This window comes from Mucilaginibacter sp. P19 (genome assembly GCF_050632265.1).
GTDB classification, from domain to species: Bacteria; Bacteroidota; Bacteroidia; order Sphingobacteriales; family Sphingobacteriaceae; genus Mucilaginibacter; species Mucilaginibacter gossypii.
The window spans coordinates 1,963,331-1,982,651 of sequence record NZ_CP192586.1 but is presented as its reverse complement, the minus strand read 5'-3'; the positions used below and the strand labels follow the sequence as shown (position 1 = coordinate 1,982,651).

Annotated in this window: 25 protein-coding genes; 13 read left to right on the top strand and 12 right to left on the bottom strand. The window is 42.0% G+C overall.

Annotated elements, in window-relative coordinates:
- Positions 1 to 13 precede the first annotated feature (13 nt).
- Positions 14 to 2,212: a PAS domain S-box protein gene (locus ACQ86K_RS09490; RefSeq protein WP_431200246.1), complete on the top strand. Its 2,199-nt coding sequence runs from the start codon at positions 14 to 16 to the stop codon at positions 2,210 to 2,212.
- Positions 2,213 to 2,220: 8 nt separating this feature from the next.
- A complete protein-coding gene (locus ACQ86K_RS09485) occupies positions 2,221 to 3,039 on the top strand; it encodes a response regulator (protein WP_431200245.1) in 819 nt (272 codons plus the stop codon).
- Between the two features lie 442 nt (positions 3,040 to 3,481).
- Here the strand turns inward: ACQ86K_RS09485 and ACQ86K_RS09480 are convergent, their stop codons facing one another.
- Genes ACQ86K_RS09480 through ACQ86K_RS09470 form a run of 3 tightly spaced genes read right to left on the bottom strand, consistent with a single transcriptional unit; the run spans position 3,482 to position 5,209 of the window.
- Complete coding sequence (locus ACQ86K_RS09480) at positions 3,482 to 3,955, bottom strand: DUF3347 domain-containing protein (protein WP_431200244.1); 474 nt, start codon at positions 3,953 to 3,955, stop codon at positions 3,482 to 3,484.
- Positions 3,956 to 3,962: 7 nt separating this feature from the next.
- Complete coding sequence (locus tag ACQ86K_RS09475; RefSeq protein ID WP_431200243.1) at positions 3,963 to 4,445, bottom strand: ABC transporter permease; 483 nt, start codon at positions 4,443 to 4,445, stop codon at positions 3,963 to 3,965.
- Positions 4,424 to 5,209: an ABC transporter permease gene (locus ACQ86K_RS09470; protein WP_431200242.1), complete on the bottom strand. Its 786-nt coding sequence runs from the start codon at positions 5,207 to 5,209 to the stop codon at positions 4,424 to 4,426. Before ACQ86K_RS09470 ends, ACQ86K_RS09475 begins: the two co-directional genes overlap by 22 nt.
- Positions 5,210 to 5,469: 260 nt before the next feature.
- On the opposite strand from ACQ86K_RS09470, the gene queA reads away from it, so the two are divergent.
- Both queA and ACQ86K_RS09460 read left to right on the top strand, forming a co-directional pair.
- Positions 5,470 to 6,519, top strand: coding sequence for a tRNA preQ1(34) S-adenosylmethionine ribosyltransferase-isomerase QueA (queA, locus tag ACQ86K_RS09465; RefSeq protein ID WP_090524496.1), 1,050 nt, complete (start codon positions 5,470 to 5,472; stop codon positions 6,517 to 6,519).
- A 150-nt stretch (positions 6,520 to 6,669) separates the two neighbouring features.
- A complete protein-coding gene (locus ACQ86K_RS09460; protein WP_091171545.1) occupies positions 6,670 to 7,398 on the top strand; it encodes a 2-C-methyl-D-erythritol 4-phosphate cytidylyltransferase in 729 nt (242 codons plus the stop codon).
- A gap of 41 nt (positions 7,399 to 7,439) precedes the next feature.
- On the opposite strand, the gene ACQ86K_RS09455 is transcribed toward ACQ86K_RS09460, so the two are convergent.
- From ACQ86K_RS09455 to ACQ86K_RS09445, 3 genes are all read right to left on the bottom strand, one after another.
- Entirely contained in the window at positions 7,440 to 7,589 is a 150-nt protein-coding gene (locus tag ACQ86K_RS09455; RefSeq protein WP_110585189.1) for a lmo0937 family membrane protein, read from the bottom strand.
- Positions 7,590 to 7,699: 110 nt separating this feature from the next.
- Positions 7,700 to 7,921: a DUF2795 domain-containing protein gene (locus tag ACQ86K_RS09450; protein WP_002996718.1), complete on the bottom strand. Its 222-nt coding sequence runs from the start codon at positions 7,919 to 7,921 to the stop codon at positions 7,700 to 7,702.
- A gap of 93 nt (positions 7,922 to 8,014) precedes the next feature.
- On the bottom strand, positions 8,015 to 8,563 hold the full coding sequence (locus ACQ86K_RS09445) for a cob(I)yrinic acid a,c-diamide adenosyltransferase (protein ID WP_091171542.1): 549 nt from the start codon (positions 8,561 to 8,563) through the stop codon (positions 8,015 to 8,017).
- A 241-nt stretch (positions 8,564 to 8,804) separates the two neighbouring features.
- Here ACQ86K_RS09445 and ACQ86K_RS09440 point away from each other — a divergent pair, with 241 nt between their 5' ends.
- The 5 genes from ACQ86K_RS09440 (at position 8,805) to ACQ86K_RS09420 (ending at position 10,962) form a co-directional block, all read left to right on the top strand.
- On the top strand, positions 8,805 to 8,936 hold the full coding sequence (locus ACQ86K_RS09440; RefSeq protein ID WP_431200241.1) for a hypothetical protein: 132 nt from the start codon (positions 8,805 to 8,807) through the stop codon (positions 8,934 to 8,936).
- Positions 8,937 to 8,938: 2 nt separating this feature from the next.
- The gene (locus ACQ86K_RS09435) at positions 8,939 to 9,811 is read left to right on the top strand and encodes a chitinase (protein ID WP_431200240.1); all 873 of its coding nucleotides are present in this window, start codon (positions 8,939 to 8,941) and stop codon (positions 9,809 to 9,811) included.
- Positions 9,812 to 9,883: 72 nt separating this feature from the next.
- Positions 9,884 to 10,111 (top strand): hypothetical protein, encoded by a 228-nt coding sequence (locus ACQ86K_RS09430; protein WP_431200239.1) that lies wholly within the window; start codon positions 9,884 to 9,886, stop codon positions 10,109 to 10,111.
- 93 nt (positions 10,112 to 10,204) lie between these two features.
- Complete coding sequence (locus ACQ86K_RS09425; RefSeq protein ID WP_431200238.1) at positions 10,205 to 10,507, top strand: hypothetical protein; 303 nt, start codon at positions 10,205 to 10,207, stop codon at positions 10,505 to 10,507.
- A 47-nt stretch (positions 10,508 to 10,554) separates the two neighbouring features.
- Positions 10,555 to 10,962 carry a hypothetical protein gene (locus ACQ86K_RS09420; RefSeq protein ID WP_091171533.1) on the top strand — a complete coding sequence of 136 codons (408 nt, stop codon included), beginning with the start codon at positions 10,555 to 10,557 and terminating at the stop codon, positions 10,960 to 10,962.
- Between the two features lie 93 nt (positions 10,963 to 11,055).
- Here the strand turns inward: ACQ86K_RS09420 and ACQ86K_RS09415 are convergent, their stop codons facing one another.
- From ACQ86K_RS09415 to ACQ86K_RS09395, 5 genes are all read right to left on the bottom strand, one after another.
- On the bottom strand, positions 11,056 to 12,705 hold the full coding sequence (locus ACQ86K_RS09415; protein WP_091171530.1) for a serine hydrolase domain-containing protein: 1,650 nt from the start codon (positions 12,703 to 12,705) through the stop codon (positions 11,056 to 11,058).
- A 44-nt stretch (positions 12,706 to 12,749) separates the two neighbouring features.
- The gene (locus ACQ86K_RS09410) at positions 12,750 to 13,583 is read right to left on the bottom strand and encodes a helix-turn-helix domain-containing protein (RefSeq protein WP_091171527.1); all 834 of its coding nucleotides are present in this window, start codon (positions 13,581 to 13,583) and stop codon (positions 12,750 to 12,752) included.
- Between the two features lie 54 nt (positions 13,584 to 13,637).
- Entirely contained in the window at positions 13,638 to 14,378 is a 741-nt protein-coding gene (locus tag ACQ86K_RS09405; protein WP_091171524.1) for an ABC transporter ATP-binding protein, read from the bottom strand.
- A gap of 179 nt (positions 14,379 to 14,557) precedes the next feature.
- Positions 14,558 to 14,944: an Asp-tRNA(Asn)/Glu-tRNA(Gln) amidotransferase subunit GatC gene (gatC, locus tag ACQ86K_RS09400; RefSeq protein ID WP_369596633.1), complete on the bottom strand. Its 387-nt coding sequence runs from the start codon at positions 14,942 to 14,944 to the stop codon at positions 14,558 to 14,560.
- Between the two features lie 40 nt (positions 14,945 to 14,984).
- The gene (locus tag ACQ86K_RS09395; RefSeq protein WP_431200237.1) at positions 14,985 to 15,695 is read right to left on the bottom strand and encodes a lysophospholipid acyltransferase family protein; all 711 of its coding nucleotides are present in this window, start codon (positions 15,693 to 15,695) and stop codon (positions 14,985 to 14,987) included.
- A gap of 82 nt (positions 15,696 to 15,777) precedes the next feature.
- Between ACQ86K_RS09395 and trpS the strand changes: the two genes are divergently transcribed.
- The 4 genes from trpS to kdsB all read left to right on the top strand — a co-directional run bounded on the left by trpS (position 15,778) and on the right by kdsB (position 18,933).
- Positions 15,778 to 16,773, top strand: a complete 996-nt coding sequence (gene trpS / locus ACQ86K_RS09390) for a tryptophan--tRNA ligase (RefSeq protein WP_091171518.1) — start codon at positions 15,778 to 15,780, stop codon at positions 16,771 to 16,773.
- 125 nt (positions 16,774 to 16,898) lie between these two features.
- The gene (locus tag ACQ86K_RS09385) at positions 16,899 to 17,513 is read left to right on the top strand and encodes a deoxynucleoside kinase (protein ID WP_091171513.1); all 615 of its coding nucleotides are present in this window, start codon (positions 16,899 to 16,901) and stop codon (positions 17,511 to 17,513) included.
- A 14-nt stretch (positions 17,514 to 17,527) separates the two neighbouring features.
- Complete coding sequence (locus ACQ86K_RS09380; RefSeq protein ID WP_091171510.1) at positions 17,528 to 18,202, top strand: hypothetical protein; 675 nt, start codon at positions 17,528 to 17,530, stop codon at positions 18,200 to 18,202.
- Entirely contained in the window at positions 18,199 to 18,933 is a 735-nt protein-coding gene (kdsB, locus tag ACQ86K_RS09375) for a 3-deoxy-manno-octulosonate cytidylyltransferase (RefSeq protein WP_091171504.1), read from the top strand. The genes ACQ86K_RS09380 and kdsB overlap by 4 nt, the downstream gene beginning before the upstream one ends.
- A gap of 234 nt (positions 18,934 to 19,167) precedes the next feature.
- Here kdsB and ACQ86K_RS09370 read toward each other — a convergent pair whose 3' ends face one another.
- Positions 19,168 to 19,311 (bottom strand): hypothetical protein, encoded by a 144-nt coding sequence (locus ACQ86K_RS09370; RefSeq protein ID WP_176844519.1) that lies wholly within the window; start codon positions 19,309 to 19,311, stop codon positions 19,168 to 19,170.
- Positions 19,312 to 19,321 lie beyond the last annotated feature (10 nt).

The following is a 19,321-nucleotide window of genomic DNA, read 5'->3' as shown; positions in this document are numbered from 1 at the left end:
TTTTGCAACCGTTTTGTCTTTCCTGGTCATAAACAACTGCATTTTACTTGCCAAAAACGGGTTTGAACATGTGTACCTGTTTAGCGCAATAACCATTTTTATTGCCCTAACCCTTTTTTGCAAAAAAAGCAGGGAATTCATAATTATCTGCGAAGCTAACCTTGCGGCTATTATAACCGCCTATTTTACCGCACCCAGGCTTGCCATTTCGCCCGCAGTGCTGATAGTGCTTATTTTGGTTTTCACTGTAATAGCCTATGTCTCATTTTTAGTGGTGATGGCTTATCAATACCAGTTAAAAAATGCTGTTAATAACGTAATGAAGCTTAACCAAAGCCTTATAGTTAATGATGCCAAGCTGCGTGAAAGTCGTAATCATCTCAACGCGCTCATTAACTCGTTAAATGACATCATTTTTGAGTTTGATGAAAACAAAACCTGTATTAACGTATGGTTTAATGAAATGACCGAGCGCGTAGTTGATCCGCGGATAGCGATTGGCAAAACGCTCGATAAGGTAGTGGGCCCGCAAAAAGCCGAGAAGTATGACAGGGCTTTAAACTATGTAATAGAAAACCGCAAACCCATATCAATAGAGTTTTTATCAGACTACGAAAGCGGACATTCCTTTACAGCTAACTTTACCCCCGTATTTGATAAAACAACAGGTTATACCGGCCGGATCTCGGCTTCAGTAGTGGATATAACCGAACAAAAGAAATATGAACGGGCCCTTAAAGAAAACGAAGATCAGTTACTGGAAGCTCAAAACATTGCTAAAATAGGCAACTGGTGGTATGACCACGAGAGTAAGGAAACATTTTGGTCGGCCAACCTCAATGACCTGCTCGGGATTGAAGATATCCCCACAGGCATGAACCACTTTCAATATTATATAAGCCTGGTACATCCTGACGACAGGGAGAACGTTTTTGAATACCTTGCATCCATCCGCACAACAACACAAAACCAACTTGAGCATAAATTTATCACACCGGCGGGCAACTTAAAATATATCAGGATCCAACGCGGCGAAAAGAAATTACTGTCAGACACAGTTACACGCACATTTGGCATTATCCAGGATATTACCGAGGCCCGCCTTGCCGATAAAGCGGTTAAACTAAGCCAGCTTGAACTGATGGAAGCCCAGGCCATTGCTAAAATAGGCAACTGGAAATATGACGTCGCGTCGCGTCGCCTGTCCTGGTCGGAAGAGTTGAACGGCATTTATGAACTTAACCAGGATACCTCTTCATGCCAGCGCTGTTTTATAAAGTTGCTGCTTAAGCATGTACATCCTAACGACAGGTTTATTGTCAGGAGCTTATTGCGTAACGAGTTAAGCAACATGGATTCATCCTATGAATACCGCATCATAACTACTGGCGGCAATATCAAACACCTGAGCATTATAGCGGGCAAACGTCTGTATAATGACGACGGAAGTGTGCGTAAAATTATAGGTACCCTGCAGGATATTACGGAACGCAAGCAGGCTGAGCTTGATTTCAGAAACGTTGAAAGCAAATACCGGCGGGTATTAGAAACTGTTAATATGATAGCAATAACGGTTAACGACAGTGGCATTGTTACCTTTTGCAACAAATACCTGGCAAACCTGGTAGGATATAGTCAAGCCGAGATCATTGGCATGAATTGGATGGACAATTTTATTCCCGATGATCTGAAAGATTTTTTAAAGAACTGGTTTATAAATGACAGTTTTTTACCGCATTACATTAACCCTATTATTTGCCGTAACGGCGAGCAACGGATAATAAGCTGGCAAAATACGGTTTTTTATGACGAAAACGGCGTTTTTAAGGAGACCACAGCGCTTGGCGAAGACATAACAGACCAGGAGAAAGCGCGGCAGGACCTGATCTGGGCTAAAGAAATGGCCGAAAAGTCGTCTAAGTTCAAGTCGGAATTTTTATCCATCATGAGCCATGAGATCCGTACGCCGATGAACGCGGTTATTGGCACAACCAACCTGTTACTTGACGAAAACCCAAGGCCCGACCAGGTGGAATACCTCAATACGCTCAAGTTTTCGGGCGAAAACCTGCTGGCCATTATCAATGACATTTTAGATTATAATAAGATTGAGGCTGGCAAACTGCAACTAAATAACTCACGGTTCAACATTCACCAGCTAATCCATAAAATAAAGCAATCTTTTGAGCCGAAGGCGGCCGAAAAAAACTAAGACTTGAATTGATAGCAGATGATACCATTCCCGGAGATTTAATTGGTGATGCGATGCGACTGAGTCAGATACTTAATAATCTGATCAGTAATGCCATTAAATTTACACATACAGGTAAGGTTATTATCCGGTTGGATAAGGATGTGATAACCCCAAACACCGTTAATATTAAATTTGCGGTTGCCGATACAGGTATAGGCATTTCGCCCGAAAGCTTCAACATTGTTTTTGATCCTTTTATGCAGGACCAACAGGTAATTGATAATGACTATGGAGGTACCGGTTTAGGCCTCGCTATTACCAAACGGCTGGTTGAGCTGCATAAAGGTACAATTGCAGTATCAAGCGAACTGGGTAAGGGTACCACATTTAGTTTTGCTATAAATTTCGCCCTCGCCCCCGAAACCACCGCTCTGAAACAGGGTGCTGTTACGGCTAATGCTCCAACCAACAATTTACAGGGCATGAATATTTTAGTTGTTGACGACAACAAAATGAACCTGATGATAGCCGGCAAATTTTTAAGACGCTGGAATGCCCACGTTCACGAAGCATTAAACGGGCAAATAGCTGTTGACCTGGCTAATCAAAATTCTTATGACCTTATTATTATGGACCTGCAAATGCCAGTTATGAACGGCTTTGAAGCAACGGCGGTGATTAAACAAAAACAGCCCGATTTGCCCATCATAGCCCTAACGGCCGACGCCATGCCCGAAACCTACCAACAAGCGCTGGAAGCGGGCATGTGTGATTATCTGACTAAACCTTTTGTTCCTGAAGTACTGTACAGCAAATTGGTAAAACATATCAGGCAATCAGTGTAACTTCGGATTTCGGATGTTCGATTTTGGATCGAGGCGAAAGGTAAAAGCCTAAAGGCTAAAGGTTTAAAAACCTCCGCTAGTCGAAGTCCCCGCTATTCGAAGCCTATGCCTTCGAATAAACTATACCCGGAGTTTGTAACTCCAGCCCTGCACACTAATGAAATCATGTCACAATAACCTATGTACGTGGTTGCAAACTACATACATAAATCCTCCGTAGACGAAGTCTACGGGCAGCGAAGCAATCAGTATACAAATCGCTTTAAAATATCATAAAATCCTTCAATCATGAAAATCCTGGTTCAAAATAAAAAAGCGATAGGGATCGCCTATCGCTTTAAATATGATCAACGAAATCAACGTAATCAGTGAGATCAACGATCTTAGTTAATCTGTTCTTTCACCGTTCCGCACTCTTTCATATGTTCCGGAAAATAGGGATTTACAATTGGTTTTGTTGACGAAAGCCAGTACCCCCTTTTCCGCCATCGGCCATTGGGCAAAAATCAACATAAATTGGCGCCGACTTGAATTTCGCACCTTTTACCAAAGCGATAACATCTTTACTTAATACCAAAAACGCTTCACGCTGGGCTTTGATATCTGCTGCATTGCTTATCTGGTGCGCCACAGCAGCTGTTTCGCTGCAACCTTTTATACCCGAAAGCTTACCTTCCAAAGCTGTAGCGGCTGTTTTTATGCCGGTGGGGTCCGATTTAATAAACTCATCTTTTAAAGCGATATAAGCCTTAAAAACATCACTGGTGTTACCTGTATCTGCAACCTGGGTTTCCGCTTCAGGCTTTGCAGCAACTGTCGTATCCACTTTAGCAGTATCCTGTTGTTTGGCAGGCTGATTACATGCAGCGGCAACGGCTAAAGCCGCTAAAAAACAAAATCCTTTAATTATTTTCATATTACAATTAGTTTGTACGGATAGCTTCTACCGGGTCTAGCCTCGAGGCCGAATACGCGGGAATAATGCCAGCTATCACCCCTATTATAATTGAATAGCTTAAACCCCGTGTAACGTTAGCGGCATCAAGTATTACCTGTACATCTAAAGCGGCCTTTACGGCAAACGTGGCCAGATATACAAAAAACAACCCGATGATCCCGCCCACAAAACAAAGCAAAACCGATTCAATTAAAAACTGCAATAATATGAAATAGTTTTTAGCCCCTAATGATTTTTGTATCCCTATGATATTGGTGCGTTCCTTTACCGATACGAACATGATATTAGCGATACCAAAACCACCAACTAAAATGGAGAACCCGCCAATGATAGCACCGGCGATGTTGACCACTTTAAAAAGATCGTCGAGCTGCTGGGTGATCATGGTTGTACGGTTTAACGAAAAATTATCATCGGCACCGGGCCTCAGCCTCCTGATAGAACGCATAAGCCCTTTAATTTCACTTTCAACATCATCGGTCGGGATTCCTTTTTTCCGCGCACAATAATTGAAGGACCATATTTTGAACTCTGTATATCAATTAAGTTGCGGGCAAAGTTAAGGGGCAACAGCACCTCCTTATCTGTAGATATACCAAGCATATCCTTACCCTGTTTTGAAAACACGCCTACAATGGTCACATACCGCCCCATAACCTTGATCTGCTTACCTACGGCGTCGCCATCGGGGAAAAGGGCCTGGGCTATATCATAACCGATATCGGTTATAGGCGCCCCGGTTTTTGATTCCATTTCGGTAAAGTAACGACCGCTCTCAAGGTCAAAATTCCAGGTTTTGTCATGATCCTGCGATGCAGCGTCTACCTGGGCACCTTCAACCGTGTTGCTTTTATACTTTATGGTGCGGTTATCAATATTTATTTCGTATGATAATGCCTCGGCTGTTGTGATACGGCGCGAAAGTTCGTTAAAATCGCGAAGGTCAGATTCAGGCCTTTGCAGGTATTTCCACCATGGGAAATCGCTACCACCTACCCAGGGCCACTTTTGCACATATATACTGTTATTACCCAACTTATTAACACTATTTTGCAGATTATTACGCAGGGTATCAACTGCCGATTGTACAGCTATGATAGTAAATATACCAATAGTTACCCCAAGCAATGACAGCAACGTACGTGTTTTATTCTGCCGCAGGGCATCGCCGGCAAACAAAAAACTTTCCCTTAAAAGTTTTAAAAAAAGCATATAACTTATTTTGATCTTACTTGTTAATCAATCCTAATTGCACGGTTAAAGCGTGGAGGTAATACATAATATAACGGGCGCTTTTATTACTGATATGTTAAGCCGCCTGCTAATATTTTTTTAGACAACAGTACATGATTTAAGTTACAGCATTTTGCAATTAATATAATGGTAGTGTAATTAAACTGCTTCTTAAAAAATCTGTTAAATTAACAAAAAAATTCGTACATTTGCGCCCTTGAAAATTCATAAAAACAAGCATGAAATTATCTCAATTTAAATTCAACTTACCTGAATCCCTTATCGCCCATACACCCTCTGCCACCCGCGATGAATCACGTTTAATGGTTTTACACAAAGATTCGGGCAAAATTGAGCATAAAATATTTAAAGACGTGCTGGATTATTTTGATGATAAGGATGTAATGATCCTTAATAATACTAAAGTTTTCCCTGCCCGTTTATATGGCAACAAAGAAAAAACCGGTGCTACCATCGAAGTATTTTTGCTACGCGAATTGAATAAAGAACTGCGTTTATGGGATGTACTGGTTGACCCAGCCCGTAAAATACGTGTAGGCAATAAATTATATTTTGGCGATGACGATTTGCTGATTGCAGAAGTTGTTGACAACACCACTTCACGCGGCCGTACTATCCGCTTTTTGTTTGACGGTACAGACGAAGAATTCCGTCGTAACGTTGAAATTTTAGGCGAAACACCACTGCCTAAATACATTAAACGCAAAGCTACTGCAGAAGATAAAGAGCGTTACCAAACCATTTTCGCTAAACATGAAGGCGCCGTTGCTGCTCCTACTGCCGGTTTACACTTCAGCCGTGAGCTTATGAAACGCCTTGAATTAAAAGGTGTTGATTTTGCGGAAGTTACTTTGCACGTTGGTTTAGGTACCTTCCGCCCGGTTGAGGTTGAGGATTTAACCAAACACAAAATGGATTCGGAGCAATTTATCATTGAGCAAAAACAAGCTGATATTGTAAACCGCGGCATTGAACGCAAAGCACGCATCTGTGCAGTTGGCACAACTTCAATGCGTGCCATTGAATCGGCTGTATCGGCAAACAAAACCCTGAAAGCTGCTAACGACTGGACCAGCAAATTCATTTTCCCGCCGTATGATTTCAGCATCGCTAACTCAATGATCACCAACTTCCATACACCTGAGTCAACACTATTGATGATGATTTCGGCATTCGGCGGTTACGAGCACGTAATGAATGCATACGAAATTGCCGTAAAAGAAAAATATCGTTTTTACAGCTACGGTGATGCGATGCTGATCATCTAATCTTTTTGGATTTGAGATATAAGATTTGAGATATGAGACCATGGTTTCATATCTCATTTTTTTGTAGTTTATTAGATCTGAGACATTCTATTTGTTTTCAGATCTAATTTTTTTGCGGCCAATTTTGTTAGATATTAGTTAACTTAAATTATGACAACGTCCAATCTCACATCTCATATCTCACATCTCACATCTCAAAACAAAAACTACGTTATCATAGTAGCAGGAGGTTCGGGCAGTCGAATGCAATCGGCGGTCCCTAAACAATTTTTACTACTTCACGGCAAACCCATATTAATGCATACCATTGAAGCCTTTGAGCAATCAGAGGCGAAACCAGCCATTATACTGGTTTTACCAGCAGCTTATCATACTTACTGGCAGCAATTGATTCAGGAATATTCATTTACCATTCCCCATCAGTTGATTACGGGCGGAGAAACCCGTTTTCATTCGGTTAAGAACGGGCTTAACCTGATTACCGATCGGGAAGCCCTTGTTGCTGTACAGGATGCCGTACGGCCGCTTACTTCACCCTACATTATTGATGAAGCTTACCAATGCGCCGCTAAGCATGGCACAGCGGTAGTGGCCGTTAAAAGCCGCGATTCGATACGTCAGGTAAAAGAAAGCCGCTCGGTAAGCCTGGTCAGAGATGAGATTTACCTGGTGCAAACCCCGCAAACTTTCAGGGCTTCACTATTAAGAAAAGCTTATGAACAACCATTTGATACCAGGTTTACAGATGACGCAAGCGTTGTTGAGCAATATGGCGCCGAAATAAAACTTACCGAAGGCGATCACAGCAACATCAAGATCACCTTCCCCGAAGATATCGCTATTGCCGAACTGCTTTTAAGCAAAAAGCCACAGCTATAAAGTCTGCGGCTTTTTCGATTTGCAATACAAGGTTAAATTTGTTATGCCCGTCTGATTACACCTAAAAGTACAGCTATGATAGCTATTACCAATAGTATGTGAATCAAACCACCCCCAAATGGGTGTATAAATGCTCCAAACAGCCATCCTATAACCAGAATAACAGCGATAATGTACAATAAACCTCTCATTTTGTTATGTTTTTAGTAGTTAAGTAAATGTGTAATTACCTATACCAAAACCATTCCAAAATTAGCGGTTAATAAAAAAACCCTCATTGCTAAGGGTTTCATTATCGTGTTTAGTACTCGTCTTCATTAAAGAAGAAGTCGTCTTTAGTCGGATAATCCGGCCAGATCTCTTCTATGTTTTCGTACGGTTCGCCATCGTCTTCAAGTGCCTGAAGGTTTTCGATAACCTCAACAGGAGCGCCTGAACGGATAGCATAATCAATTAATTCATCTTTAGTTGCGGGCCATGGTGCATCTTCCAGGTGCGATGCCAGTTCAAGTGTCCAATACATCGTTTTTATTTATATTTATAATTATCAGTAAAATTTACTTTTTCGCAAAAGTATAACATTTTCAAATTGAATATCAATATTTTTTTCAATTTTTCAAACCCGTGGTATCCACTGATTTTCAGCTATTTTATTAGCATTAGCAATTTTGCGAGCCAAAGTGAACAGGTAATCACTCAACCTGTTCAGATAAATATTCACTTTTTCATCAACTGTACTTTCTTCGGCAAGCTGAACGGTTATCCTCTCGGCACGGCGGCAAACACATCTTGCAATATGGCAAAATGAAATCACATTACTGCCACCAGGTAAAATAAAATGTTTAAGCGCCGGCAGGCTTTCATTCATGGTATCCATTTCTGCTTCCAGCATTTCCACATCACTCATGTTAAGGTCCGGAATAATCATCCTTGACCGCTCAGGGTCGGCTGCCAGTGAAGAGCCAATTGTAAACAACCTGTCCTGTATCTGCTTCAATACCTCCTTATCATGTGCATCAATATCCTGATCACCAATAAGCCCGATGTACGAGTTAAGCTCATCAACCGTACCATAGCTTTCAATGCGGATATGATGCTTGGGCACGCGTGTACCGCCAATTAATGAGGTAAACCCTTTATCGCCCGTTTTAGTATATATTTTCATACTTAATTTAACAAATAAGCTGCCAACAATCAGGTTACAAAAAAGCTAACTCTGATTATCAGGCAATTAAAACCAAGCCCGATAAATCTTTTTTTCATGATTGGTGTTATTTCAAATCTATCATCTTAAATTTTGTATTTCATAACACTTTAGCATATTTTTTGCCAATAAAGTGTAATTTTTAATATGTTAGCTTAAACTTGCATCCGTGATATCATCAAACATACTTAGCGTGAAACTCATGAAACCGATCATATTATCATCAAAGCTGCTCTCCTTATCTCTTATCATCCTGCTTTCAACCGGGTTTAGCTGCGGCGACAACAGCAATACCAAAACCCCCACTCAAAAAAAGCTGCCCCAGCCAGGGTAAGTATGGCCAGTTTGCTAAGCGAAAAACAATTTAATGATCTTTTTCCGCAACGCGATAAATTTTATACGTATGCTGCCTTTATCAAAGCAGCCGATGAGCTTGGCATGATCAGCGTAAAAGTAACCCGCAGGGCAACATCCGTTTACCAGTTGATACGTACCGATAAAAAAACAGGAAAGAAGGCCGTTGTACGCCAGGATGTTGATTGGAACGAAGAATGGGCCAAAGCCAAGCCAGATAGCACCTACACTATTGACTATGGCAATTTCTGCACCGAATACAGTGCTGATGTAAATAAAAAGGAACTCGCCGCCTTTTTTGCGCACATTGCGCACGAAACCCGTCATGGCATAAATGCTACATATACCGATGGCCTCATGCTGATCCATGAAAGCAATACCAGTTTGCCTTACATTGCCGAAAATGATGAATACCCTCCCGTTGCCGGTAAAAAATACTATGGTCGCGGGCCGATGCAATTGAGCTATAACGGCAATTACGGCTATGCTTCAGATTGCATATTAGGCGATGATAAAATATTGCTCCAAAATCCCGAGATGGTAGAAACCGACCCGGTGATGGCTTTTAAAACCGCCATCTATTTCTGGATGACGCCTCAAACCCACAAACCATCGGCGCATGCTGTAATGACAGGCAAATGGCAACCCAATGCAGAAGATAAAGCCGCAGGCCGCACGCCAGGTTTTGGTATGACCATTAATATTGTGAACGGCGAAGTAGAATGCAACAAGGGCGAAAATATGTATAATATGAACGACAGGATTGGCTTTTACCAGTTTTTCCTGAAGAAATTAGGTATTACCGATGCCAATTGCGCTTGTTCATGCGGTAAAATGAAGCCTTATCATTATTAACGGCAGTATTTTTGAATTTCAAAGCAAAAAAGTTATTATTGTATTAGCATTTACAACACTAAACTTTAACATTTGGAATCCGCCATTGAAAACGCCGGTTTGTATCCCCCGGCAACCGACCAGTTCGGTGATATCCTGGCCAGCCTGAAAAACAGATTCAGGATTGAACAAACCGGGCATATTGATTTTCATTTAGAGCAGTTTAGCATTTTCAAAGACTATCTCGACATTAGTGTAAAGGAATCATACGCTATAAAAAATAAAAATAACGATAGCTATATGCTATTCACCGAATGCTAGTCAAAACATAACGGGCATCATCACGGCAAGGCTGTAACCTCCGCACCATATCAAACCTGGGCACTGGCTTATTTAAAGCATGATTTTGGCCGGGTGCTCATCAGGCGCGAAACATTGGTTGACAAGATCATTGAACTGATCCACCCGGTTGAGCTTGATTTTGCCGAAGACAAGGCCTTTAGTGACACTTTTTATATGCTGGTAAGCGACCGCCAAAAAGCAATTACCGGGGCCGATCGTAATTTCCGCAACGTGGTAATGGATATCAGGCTGGATGATTTTGTAATAGAAATTGTTGAGCATACCCTCATTATCGGTAATACCCACGCCATATCTGCAGAAAAAGCTATGCACCTGGCAGAGTTTGTTTCGAGGTTGTGTACCACCTGCGATTGAGCAAGTAAGGCTATTAGCCCTGCTTTACCTATATTAAACCATACCATATGAGCCTATTCGCACTAATTTTGGCTTTCGCTGTTAACACCCATGCTCATTTCAAACCCGATACGGTTGATTATTGGCATGTTAAATACAACGATAAAACAATAGCTGAATATACCGATTTTGATAAAAAGCCAATTCTGATCAAAAAGCAACGTATAAAAGATGCAGATATATTAACTGTTGAATATGGTAATGACACACCTTGCTATGAGGGCGATAAAGGATTGTATATTTTAAGTAACGATAAAAAACGGATCGCAATAACTTCAGTCAAAACAAACCAACCACTAAAAGTCTACTTAAATTACATCATAGCTACAAAAGCGTATTATCATCTAAAAAATCTTGATATCTATTACTTCGATTGCAGACGGGATAATTTGATATTTCGATTAAAAATTGAATAACCGTAAAAAGGTAAAGACGTATCACGTGCGTCTAACTGTGTTAAAATTTTGATTTGCATATTCGGAGACGCATGTTATGCACCTCTACAGCAATCATTTTAATACCGCCGGTAAAATATAATCCTTCATCATTTTATCAACCTGCGAATGCGCGTAGGGCGTGTTGTAGGCCTCGGCGGTTATAATAACCACCAGCGGCTCATCGGTAAAAACAAAGATCTTGTTGCCGCCATTACCTGAGCAGTAGTAAGTTTCGTAAGCTTTGTTGTTTACCGTATAGGTTTTGTTCCAGAACAGGTAACCGTAAAAGCCCTCACCTACCACATCTTTTGGTAACGTAAGGTGTTTGGTAAATGATTCCTTAACCCAGTTTTGCGAAATTACCTGTTTGCCATTCCAAACACCGCCATTTTTATACAATTGCCCGAATTTGGCATAATCAAGCGAGCGCATTTGCAGGCCGCCCGCGGTATTGGGTACACTCTGCGGTGTGTATTGCCAGCGATAATTACTGATGCCCAATGGCTTGAACAGCTTTTCGGCCGAATATTTATCAAGCCCGCCGGGCACTGATTTATTCAGGATATCGCCCAATGCCACCACGCCGGCTGTAAAATAATTCCATTGTTTACCTGCCCTTTTATTGCTGTCTGTTTTAAGGCTGAGGGTAAATTTCACCCAATCATCGGTGGGGTACATATTTTCTTCGTTCCCCGGCGAATCACTTTGGTTGTCATCCGCGTCAAAAACGGAGCTCGTGGTAAGCAGGCTTTTTAGTGTTACATTTTCTTTTTGAGGCGAGTAGTTACTGAACTTTTTGAGGTCATAAAACTCCTTTAAGGTTTGATCAACGCTTTTGATATAGCCATCATGAACTGCTATCCCCATCACGGCCGAAGCAAATGTTTTACCAACCGAACGGGGATTGTGCAATGAATCGCGCGCGCTGCCGTTAAAATACTCCTCAATTAGCAACTTGCCGTTCTTGATCACTACCACGCTGGTGATCTGTTTAAACCTGTTGCCGGCAATAAGGGCATTCATCTCCATGACCTTCTTTTTATCAAAATCATCTTTTGATACCTGCCAGCCGCTGCCGGGCTTTATGGGTTGCAATTCGGCATCTTTTAGATCAATTGCCGGTACGATAAACCTAATCTCTCCCTGTGCTATTAGCTCACCTACTTTCAAATCAGGGACAGTAATATAAGGCCGAACTTCAATTTTAAGCTGGTGAGCACCTGTAGTAAGCCCATCTTCCCCGCCATGGGCCATAAACCGTCCCCACAAAAAGCGTCCCCATGAATCTTCTCCCCGGCTACTGACGAGCGGAACAAAAATAGTGGTCTTTGTATTTTTTGCGATGGGCAAATTGGCCCCTTTATGCAGATTTTCCTGGTAAACCTGCCTGCCATCTACATAAAAAACAAATTGAAAATTTCCCCCGTTCAATTGTTCAATACTTAACGACGGCGCTAAGCTATGCTGGTAATTGGTTAATGAATTGGCCAGCAAAAGCCGCATGTACAAATTATTGGCAGGTTTAGCCTCATAGCTTGTTAACAGATCGGTTTGTTCCAGTTTTTCAAGCGGGATAGTATCCGCCTCAAAAACAACCTTACCCATATTGGCTTTTTGAAGGGCGGAGGTTATAGGTTCAGGTTCGATGATATTGCCCACCTGAGCGGATAGCCTGCAAATGGTTGCAGTTATTATAAAGAATATAAGGAGAAAATGTTTCATTGCTGTCTGTTTAGATATTTACAAAACTGCCCCAATTAATACATTCAAAATAGAACAGAATTAACATGCTTTTTCAATAAAAGCTTACGATAAGCAGACGGGCTATCACAGCCAAATTGCTTAAAACAGCGTAAAAAATGGCTTTGATCGGCAAATCCGCAGGCATAGGCGATATCTGTTAAGGATGACCCGTCATCTGCTAATAAGCCAAACGCTTTTTCAACCCTGAGCTTGCGGATATATTCGCCCATAGTACAATTGAAATACCTGGAGAAATCACGGGATAAATGAACCGGATGGAGCTGTAATAGCCCGGAAAGTTCGGCAAGCGTATGCTTCCGGGCAGGATCATCGGCCAGCAATATTTTCAGCTTGCCAACCCATGCAGGAACTTGTCGTGACATGCCGGAGTTATTTACCTGCATTTTATTGAGCGCTTGCAGCAATAGCATTTCTACAGTCATTGCGGTCAGCTCGTCACAAATCTTTGATTCTTTAAAGATCCGGTATAAAATAAATTTCACATCCGGGTCCTGAATGGCAAAGCTGCCTTCCAGTTTATCCTGTTTCAAGTCCAGGTCATCGAACCAGCGCTTTTGCAATTCAATATGAAAGCCGCGGGTAAAGCCTTTGGGCTTGATGTTATAGTGCGGATCATGCCAGTTATGAAACAGCAGAGTGCCTGCCGGGCAATGATAAACTTCCTTTTTATTGCCTTCAATAACATTACCGGCCAATATAAAAGTGAAGTAGGCATTTTCATGGTAATGCCAGTCCACCTTATCAAGGGTATATTCGGTATCAGTTATGGTGATACCCTGTAAATGCGTTGTATGATTGGTTTGTCCGTAGAAGCTGCCTGTTTGTAGTTGTTTCACGGCGAAGATTATTGAGTTAATAAACGCTATAACTCCCCCTTTAGGAGCCGGGGGCTACACCTCCTCTACCCTGCGGTCAACCGTTTGCACGTTGGTATTAACGTAATCGTTCTCTATCAAACCATCGCGCATACGTACTATGCGGTGGGCATGCAGGGCAATGTCCTCCTCATGCGTTACCAGGATAATGGTGTTACCTTTAGCGTGGATATCTTCAATAAGGCCCATGATCTCGATGGATGTTTTGGTATCAAGGTTACCTGTTGGCTCATCGGCCAGTATAATGGATGGATTATTGATCAGCGCCCTTGCCACGGCAACACGCTGTCTTTGCCCGCCCGAAAGTTCATTGGGTTTGTGATCCATACGGTGACCAAGACCAACATTTTTCAATGCATTGCCGGCACGTTCCTTACGTTTTTCTTTATTAACGCCGGCGTAGATTAGTGGAAGCGCCACATTATCCAAAGCAGTATTACGGGGCAGCAGGTTAAATGTCTGGAACACGAAACCAATTTCCGAGTTACGTACTTCAGCAAGCTGGCTATCGGTCATGTGGCTTACATCTATTCCGTTAAGGATGTACTGCCCTTTGGTTGGGGTATCCAAACAGCCCAAAATATTCATGAGGGTTGATTTACCGGAGCCGGAAGGGCCCATCAAAGCCACAAATTCGCCTTTGTTAATAGTAAGCGAAACTGATTTAAGTGCGTGGATCACCTCGGCACCTATTACATATTTACGCCCGATATCTTTTATGGTTATTAACGGCTTGGCAGTATTTATTGGCTCCATGAATTATTTTTTGTTTGGACTGCACTGAGGTGCCGAATGTTACAGTGGTTTTTATTTTTAGTGGTCGGTAGTCCGTAAGTCCGATGTCCGCAAGTTTTTAGTCTAACTTACTACCGTCTTAACTTTCGGACTTCTCCGACTTACCGACTTTCGGACTTTCCCGACTTTCGGACAAAAAACTATTTCTCAATCACCTTTGCAACCAAAAAGTAGTCTTCGTCATGCTTAGGGGCATTTTCCAAAGCTTCTTCGTGGGTAATTTGTTGTTTAACTACGTCCTCTCGCAGCACGTTGGCACCGGTGGTCATATAAACCAGTGGTTCAACACCCGTGGTATCCACCTCGTTCAATTTAGCCATAAAATCAAGGATCTTGCTCATATCCTTCATCGTATCCTGTACTTCGCTTTCAGTAAGTTCAAGGCGGGCCAGGTGGGCTACTTTTTCAACGGTTTCTTTATCAATGGTCATGCCTGTTGTTTTTTGTTTTATAATAGCGTAATCCTCATCGCGCAGTGCGCCGGCATTATCCATGCTTAACTGGGCCGCTTCAATGGGTTTATGCACAAATATATTACAAATTCCCGGTCTGCTGTCATATAATTGACTAAGCCAGGGTAGAAACAGCGCCTTCAAACATTAAATCATTGTTCATAATCTCAAATACCTCATCCCGTAAAGCATCGGCATCGTCAATACTCAGGTGTGCCGTTTCAATAGGCTTATGAACCTTAAATTTAGAGATCCCTGGCCTGCTGCCGTGCTTAATGCCGGTATCCCAAAGTATTTGCCATGTATTGGCCGACGATACCGGGATGACAGGTATTTTTAACTCAATAGCCAGCCTGAAAGGACCATTTTTAAACGGGCAAAGCTGCGGGGGATAATGATCCGAAATTCCGCCTTCGGGGAAAATGATAAGAGAAACGCCCTCCTGTAATTTCTCTGATGCTTTTTTAAACGCCCGGAACGACGACATTTTACTATCACGGTTTACAGGAATATCCACCGTACGGAAAAACAGACCAGTTACCAGGCCATTTTCCAACTCATGTTTGCCCATAAAACAACAATTGCTTTTAACCAGGATACACATAGCCGAAATATCAAGGTTTGAGGTGTGATTAGGACAAATAATATAAGGCCTGCTCCAGTCAATCGGTTGTTCATATTCAAAATGGTAAAATATGCCCACAAAAGCAGAACTCACTAATCCCCAAACCCTTCTGAATGAGTTGAGGGTATGATAGCGTTCGGGCTTACGCGAAAAATAATAGAAAAAAGGCCATAATATAACGTAGCCCAGGGCCACGCTCACAATGTAAAGATATGCGTGTACTTTTCTCAATATCATTTTCATCATTACCAAAAATAGAAAAATTCCTTACTTTCGCCACACTATGGAGACTGTTGTTAGTGGCATCCGTTCGACCGGAAACTTACACTTAGGAAATTATTACGGGGCGTTGCAAAACTTTATAAAAATGCAGGATGAATACAACTGCTTTTTCTTTATTGCCGACCTCCACTCGTTAACTACCCACCCCACACCTGCCAATTTACATGGCAATGTAAAACAGGTGCTGATAGAATATTTAGCCGCGGGCATCGACCCGGAAAAGGCTACTATATACGTGCAATCCGACGTTCCGGAGGTTACCGAATTATACCTGTACCTGAACATGAACGCCTATTTGGGCGAACTGGAACGAGCAACATCATTTAAAGACAAGGTACGCGCCAATCCCGAAAATGTGAACGCCGGCCTGCTTACTTACCCGGTTTTAATGGCGGCGGATATTATTATCCACAAAGCTACTAAAGTGCCTGTAGGTAAAGATCAGGAGCAGCACCTTGAAATGGCCCGCACTTTTGGTAACCGTTTCAACAGGCTATATAACCATGATTATTTTCCCGAGCCTTTTGCCTTTAGCTTTGGCGAAAGTTTGATAAAAATTCCGGGATTAGATGGCAAGGGAAAAATGGGCAAATCAGAAGGCGAAGGCAATGCTATATTTTTAGGTGATACACCCGAAGCCATCCGCAAAAAAGTAATGCGCGCGGTAACCGATAGCGGCCCTACTGTTGAAAACCAGCAAAAACCACAGGAGATCCAAAACCTGTTCGATTTAATGAAGGTTGTTTCAACACCCGATACACTTGCCCACTTTGACGAGCTTTATAACAAAATGGCTATCCGTTACGGCGATTTAAAGAAGCAGCTTGCCGAAGATATGGTACTGGCAACAGCCCCTATCCGCGACAGGATCAACGCCATTGCCAACGACGCCGATTACCTGCGTAAAGTAGCCGAAATGGGTGCCGAAAAGGCCCGTGAAAGCGCGTCAAGAACGATAAGGGAAGTTAGAGAGATCATCGGCTTCAGGAAATTTTAAATAGCGGGTTTTGATAGTTCATAGTTCATAATGTATATTAGTCGGAGTTCATTTCAAAACAGCGGGTGTTCTTCGTTAAAAACATCAGCTATGAACCATGAACTATAACCCATGAACTAAAATATATGCATTTAGCTATTGTAGGAAATATCGGCGCCGGAAAGACCACCCTTACCGAGATGCTGACCAAAAATTACGGATGGGACCCTTTGTATGAAGCAGTAGATAACAACCCCTATTTAGAGGATTTTTACAGCGACATGAAGCGCTGGAGCTTTAACCTGCAAATCTACTTCCTGAATAGCCGTTACCGCCAGATCATCGATATCCAAAAAAGCGGGCGTAATATTATACAGGACCGCACCATTTACGAGGATGCCTATATTTTTGCCGAAAACCTGCACGATATGGGTCTGATGACCACGCGCGACTACGAAAACTACGAATCAATTTTTCAAAATATCACCGAGTTTATTAAACCGCCCGATCTGTTGGTTTACCTTAAAGCATCTGTACCTACCCTGGTAAGCAATATTCAGCGCCGCGGCCGTGAGTATGAAATAGGTATCCGTTTAGATTATCTTTCCAAACTGAACGAAAAGTATGATAAATGGATCAACAACTATAAATTAGGCAAACTGTTGATCCTTGATAAGGATAATCTGGATTTTGCTAACAATACTGAGGATATGGCTACCATTGTAAACCTTATTGAAAGGGAGATTAACGGGCTGTTTTAATAGTTTAATAGGGTATGAAGAAGTTTTTGATCTTCGCTTTATTATCTATTCTTTTATTCTCCTGCGAACATAGTTCAGAAAAACAAGTAAATATCAGCACATGGCATCTGCTCAGTTTGAATGGTTTCAAACTATGGTTGCCTCCTAACTGGCATTTTCAACAGGAACAAGGCATAGACTCTTTTGTAGGTAGAATTATTGCTCCAACCGATACTCTTTCTTTCGAAATCAGTTCGATGGGGTACGCTAATAACCCATTACTATCAGAACAGGAGTATATAAAAACTAACGATTGGCAACGCGGATGTGATTTTTGCGATAGAGAACGTACATATAGTGACGCCCCCAATATAAAAGTCAAAATCTCAATACATAAACCTACAGCTAAGCAAAAAAGCAAATTTCCTAAGGCTGACTACATCGCAAATATGCTTACTAAGGACAGCACAGTGTATATTCCGATAGAAATCCCTGCAGAGATAAAAGATCACAACTTTAATGAAGAGTCGAAACAAGATTTTATTATAAAAACAATCTGGCCAAAAAATCCTTCAAAAGGAATTACTGGTATTTATTATCAAAGTAAATCATCAACTTTAAACTTCCAACTGTCAGGCCGTAATTTATCAAAGCAGGATCAGGAATTAGCTTTGCAAATGTTTAAAACCATTGTAATAAAAATCAAATGAAAATCTTAGGCATTATCCCAGCCCGTTACGCGTCATCCCGTTTTCCCGGTAAACCATTGGTTGATATCGGCGGTAAAACTATGATCCAACGTGTATATGAGCAGGCAAAAAAATGCCGGAGCCTGAGTGAGGTTATCGTGGCTACCGATGACGACCGGATCTTTAACCACGTAAACGGTTTTGGCGGCGTTGCGGTGATGACAGGTGCCAACCACCAAAGCGGTACCGACCGTTGTGCCGAAGTTGCCCGCCTGCACCCCGGGTATGATGTGATCATCAATATCCAGGGCGATGAGCCTTTTATTGACCCTGAGCAGATCACCAAATTAACAGCCTGCTTTAACGATCCTGATACCCAACTGGCCACTCTTGTAAAAAGGATCCTGACCGAGCAGGAACTGCATAATACCAATTCGCCCAAGGTGGTGATCAATAAATTATCCGAAGCTATTTATTTCTCCCGTGCTACCCTGCCCCATATCCGCGGCCAGGAGCCCGAGAACTGGCTCGAATTTCACACCTTTTTTAAACACATTGGCATTTACGGTTATCGCGCAGATATATTGCAGGAAGTTACCAAACTATCGGTATCCCCGCTTGAAAAGGCAGAAAGCCTTGAGCAACTTCGCTGGATAGATAATGGCTACCGCATTAAAGTTGCAGAAACCGAACTGGAAACCCATGCCGTTGATGTACCGGAGGATTTGGAGAAATTGAAGTTTGATATATAGTTTCTGATTTAATCCTCCCAATTATAAGTTAACACTTCTTGTAGTGATAACATTGTTATTCTTAATCCATATAAGATTAAGCGCGCCGCGTAAAGGCTTTAAAACACAATTTCAGTAACCGCGGTTGAGTTGGAAAAGTCATTATAGTCTGTACTGCTACCCATGTAAACAAACAGGCCAACAGTGCCGAAACAGCAGCTTTTTGGAGGCACAGCTCGAGAAAAAAGGCTGAAATTACGTATTCATTATATCAGATGGTAACCGGGCAGCGTCACCGGCCAAACCACCCGTTACGGGAACCTTACCAGGATTATCGCCGTTAAAGCCATCAACCAGTTCACTTCCGTTTATAAAAGTATCCGCTTCAAAAACGCGCATAATACACTCT

What these genes read in the sequence shown, in the direction of transcription:
- ACQ86K_RS09480 (WP_431200244.1), bottom strand. Translation starts at nt 3,955, where the DNA reads ATGAAAATAATTAAAGGATTTTGTTTTTTAGCGGCTTTAGCCGTTGCC.
- ACQ86K_RS09475 (WP_431200243.1), bottom strand. Translation starts at nt 4,445, where the DNA reads ATGCGTTCTATCAGGAGGCTGAGGCCCGGTGCCGATGATAATTTTTCG.
- ACQ86K_RS09470 (WP_431200242.1), bottom strand. Translation starts at nt 5,209, where the DNA reads ATGCTTTTTTTAAAACTTTTAAGGGAAAGTTTTTTGTTTGCCGGCGAT.
- queA (WP_090524496.1), top strand. Translation starts at nt 5,470, where the DNA reads ATGAAATTATCTCAATTTAAATTCAACTTACCTGAATCCCTTATCGCC.
- ACQ86K_RS09460 (WP_091171545.1), top strand. Translation starts at nt 6,670, where the DNA reads ATGACAACGTCCAATCTCACATCTCATATCTCACATCTCACATCTCAA.
- ACQ86K_RS09455 (WP_110585189.1), bottom strand. Translation starts at nt 7,589, where the DNA reads ATGAGAGGTTTATTGTACATTATCGCTGTTATTCTGGTTATAGGATGG.
- ACQ86K_RS09450 (WP_002996718.1), bottom strand. Translation starts at nt 7,921, where the DNA reads ATGTATTGGACACTTGAACTGGCATCGCACCTGGAAGATGCACCATGG.
- ACQ86K_RS09445 (WP_091171542.1), bottom strand. Translation starts at nt 8,563, where the DNA reads ATGAAAATATATACTAAAACGGGCGATAAAGGGTTTACCTCATTAATT.
- ACQ86K_RS09440 (WP_431200241.1), top strand. Translation starts at nt 8,805, where the DNA reads ATGAAACCGATCATATTATCATCAAAGCTGCTCTCCTTATCTCTTATC.
- ACQ86K_RS09435 (WP_431200240.1), top strand. Translation starts at nt 8,939, where the DNA reads ATGGCCAGTTTGCTAAGCGAAAAACAATTTAATGATCTTTTTCCGCAA.
- ACQ86K_RS09420 (WP_091171533.1), top strand. Translation starts at nt 10,555, where the DNA reads ATGAGCCTATTCGCACTAATTTTGGCTTTCGCTGTTAACACCCATGCT.
- ACQ86K_RS09415 (WP_091171530.1), bottom strand. Translation starts at nt 12,705, where the DNA reads ATGAAACATTTTCTCCTTATATTCTTTATAATAACTGCAACCATTTGC.
- ACQ86K_RS09405 (WP_091171524.1), bottom strand. Translation starts at nt 14,378, where the DNA reads ATGGAGCCAATAAATACTGCCAAGCCGTTAATAACCATAAAAGATATC.
- trpS (WP_091171518.1), top strand. Translation starts at nt 15,778, where the DNA reads ATGGAGACTGTTGTTAGTGGCATCCGTTCGACCGGAAACTTACACTTA.
- ACQ86K_RS09385 (WP_091171513.1), top strand. Translation starts at nt 16,899, where the DNA reads ATGCATTTAGCTATTGTAGGAAATATCGGCGCCGGAAAGACCACCCTT.
- ACQ86K_RS09380 (WP_091171510.1), top strand. Translation starts at nt 17,528, where the DNA reads ATGAAGAAGTTTTTGATCTTCGCTTTATTATCTATTCTTTTATTCTCC.
- kdsB (WP_091171504.1), top strand. Translation starts at nt 18,199, where the DNA reads ATGAAAATCTTAGGCATTATCCCAGCCCGTTACGCGTCATCCCGTTTT.
- ACQ86K_RS09370 (WP_176844519.1), bottom strand. Translation starts at nt 19,311, where the DNA reads ATGCGCGTTTTTGAAGCGGATACTTTTATAAACGGAAGTGAACTGGTT.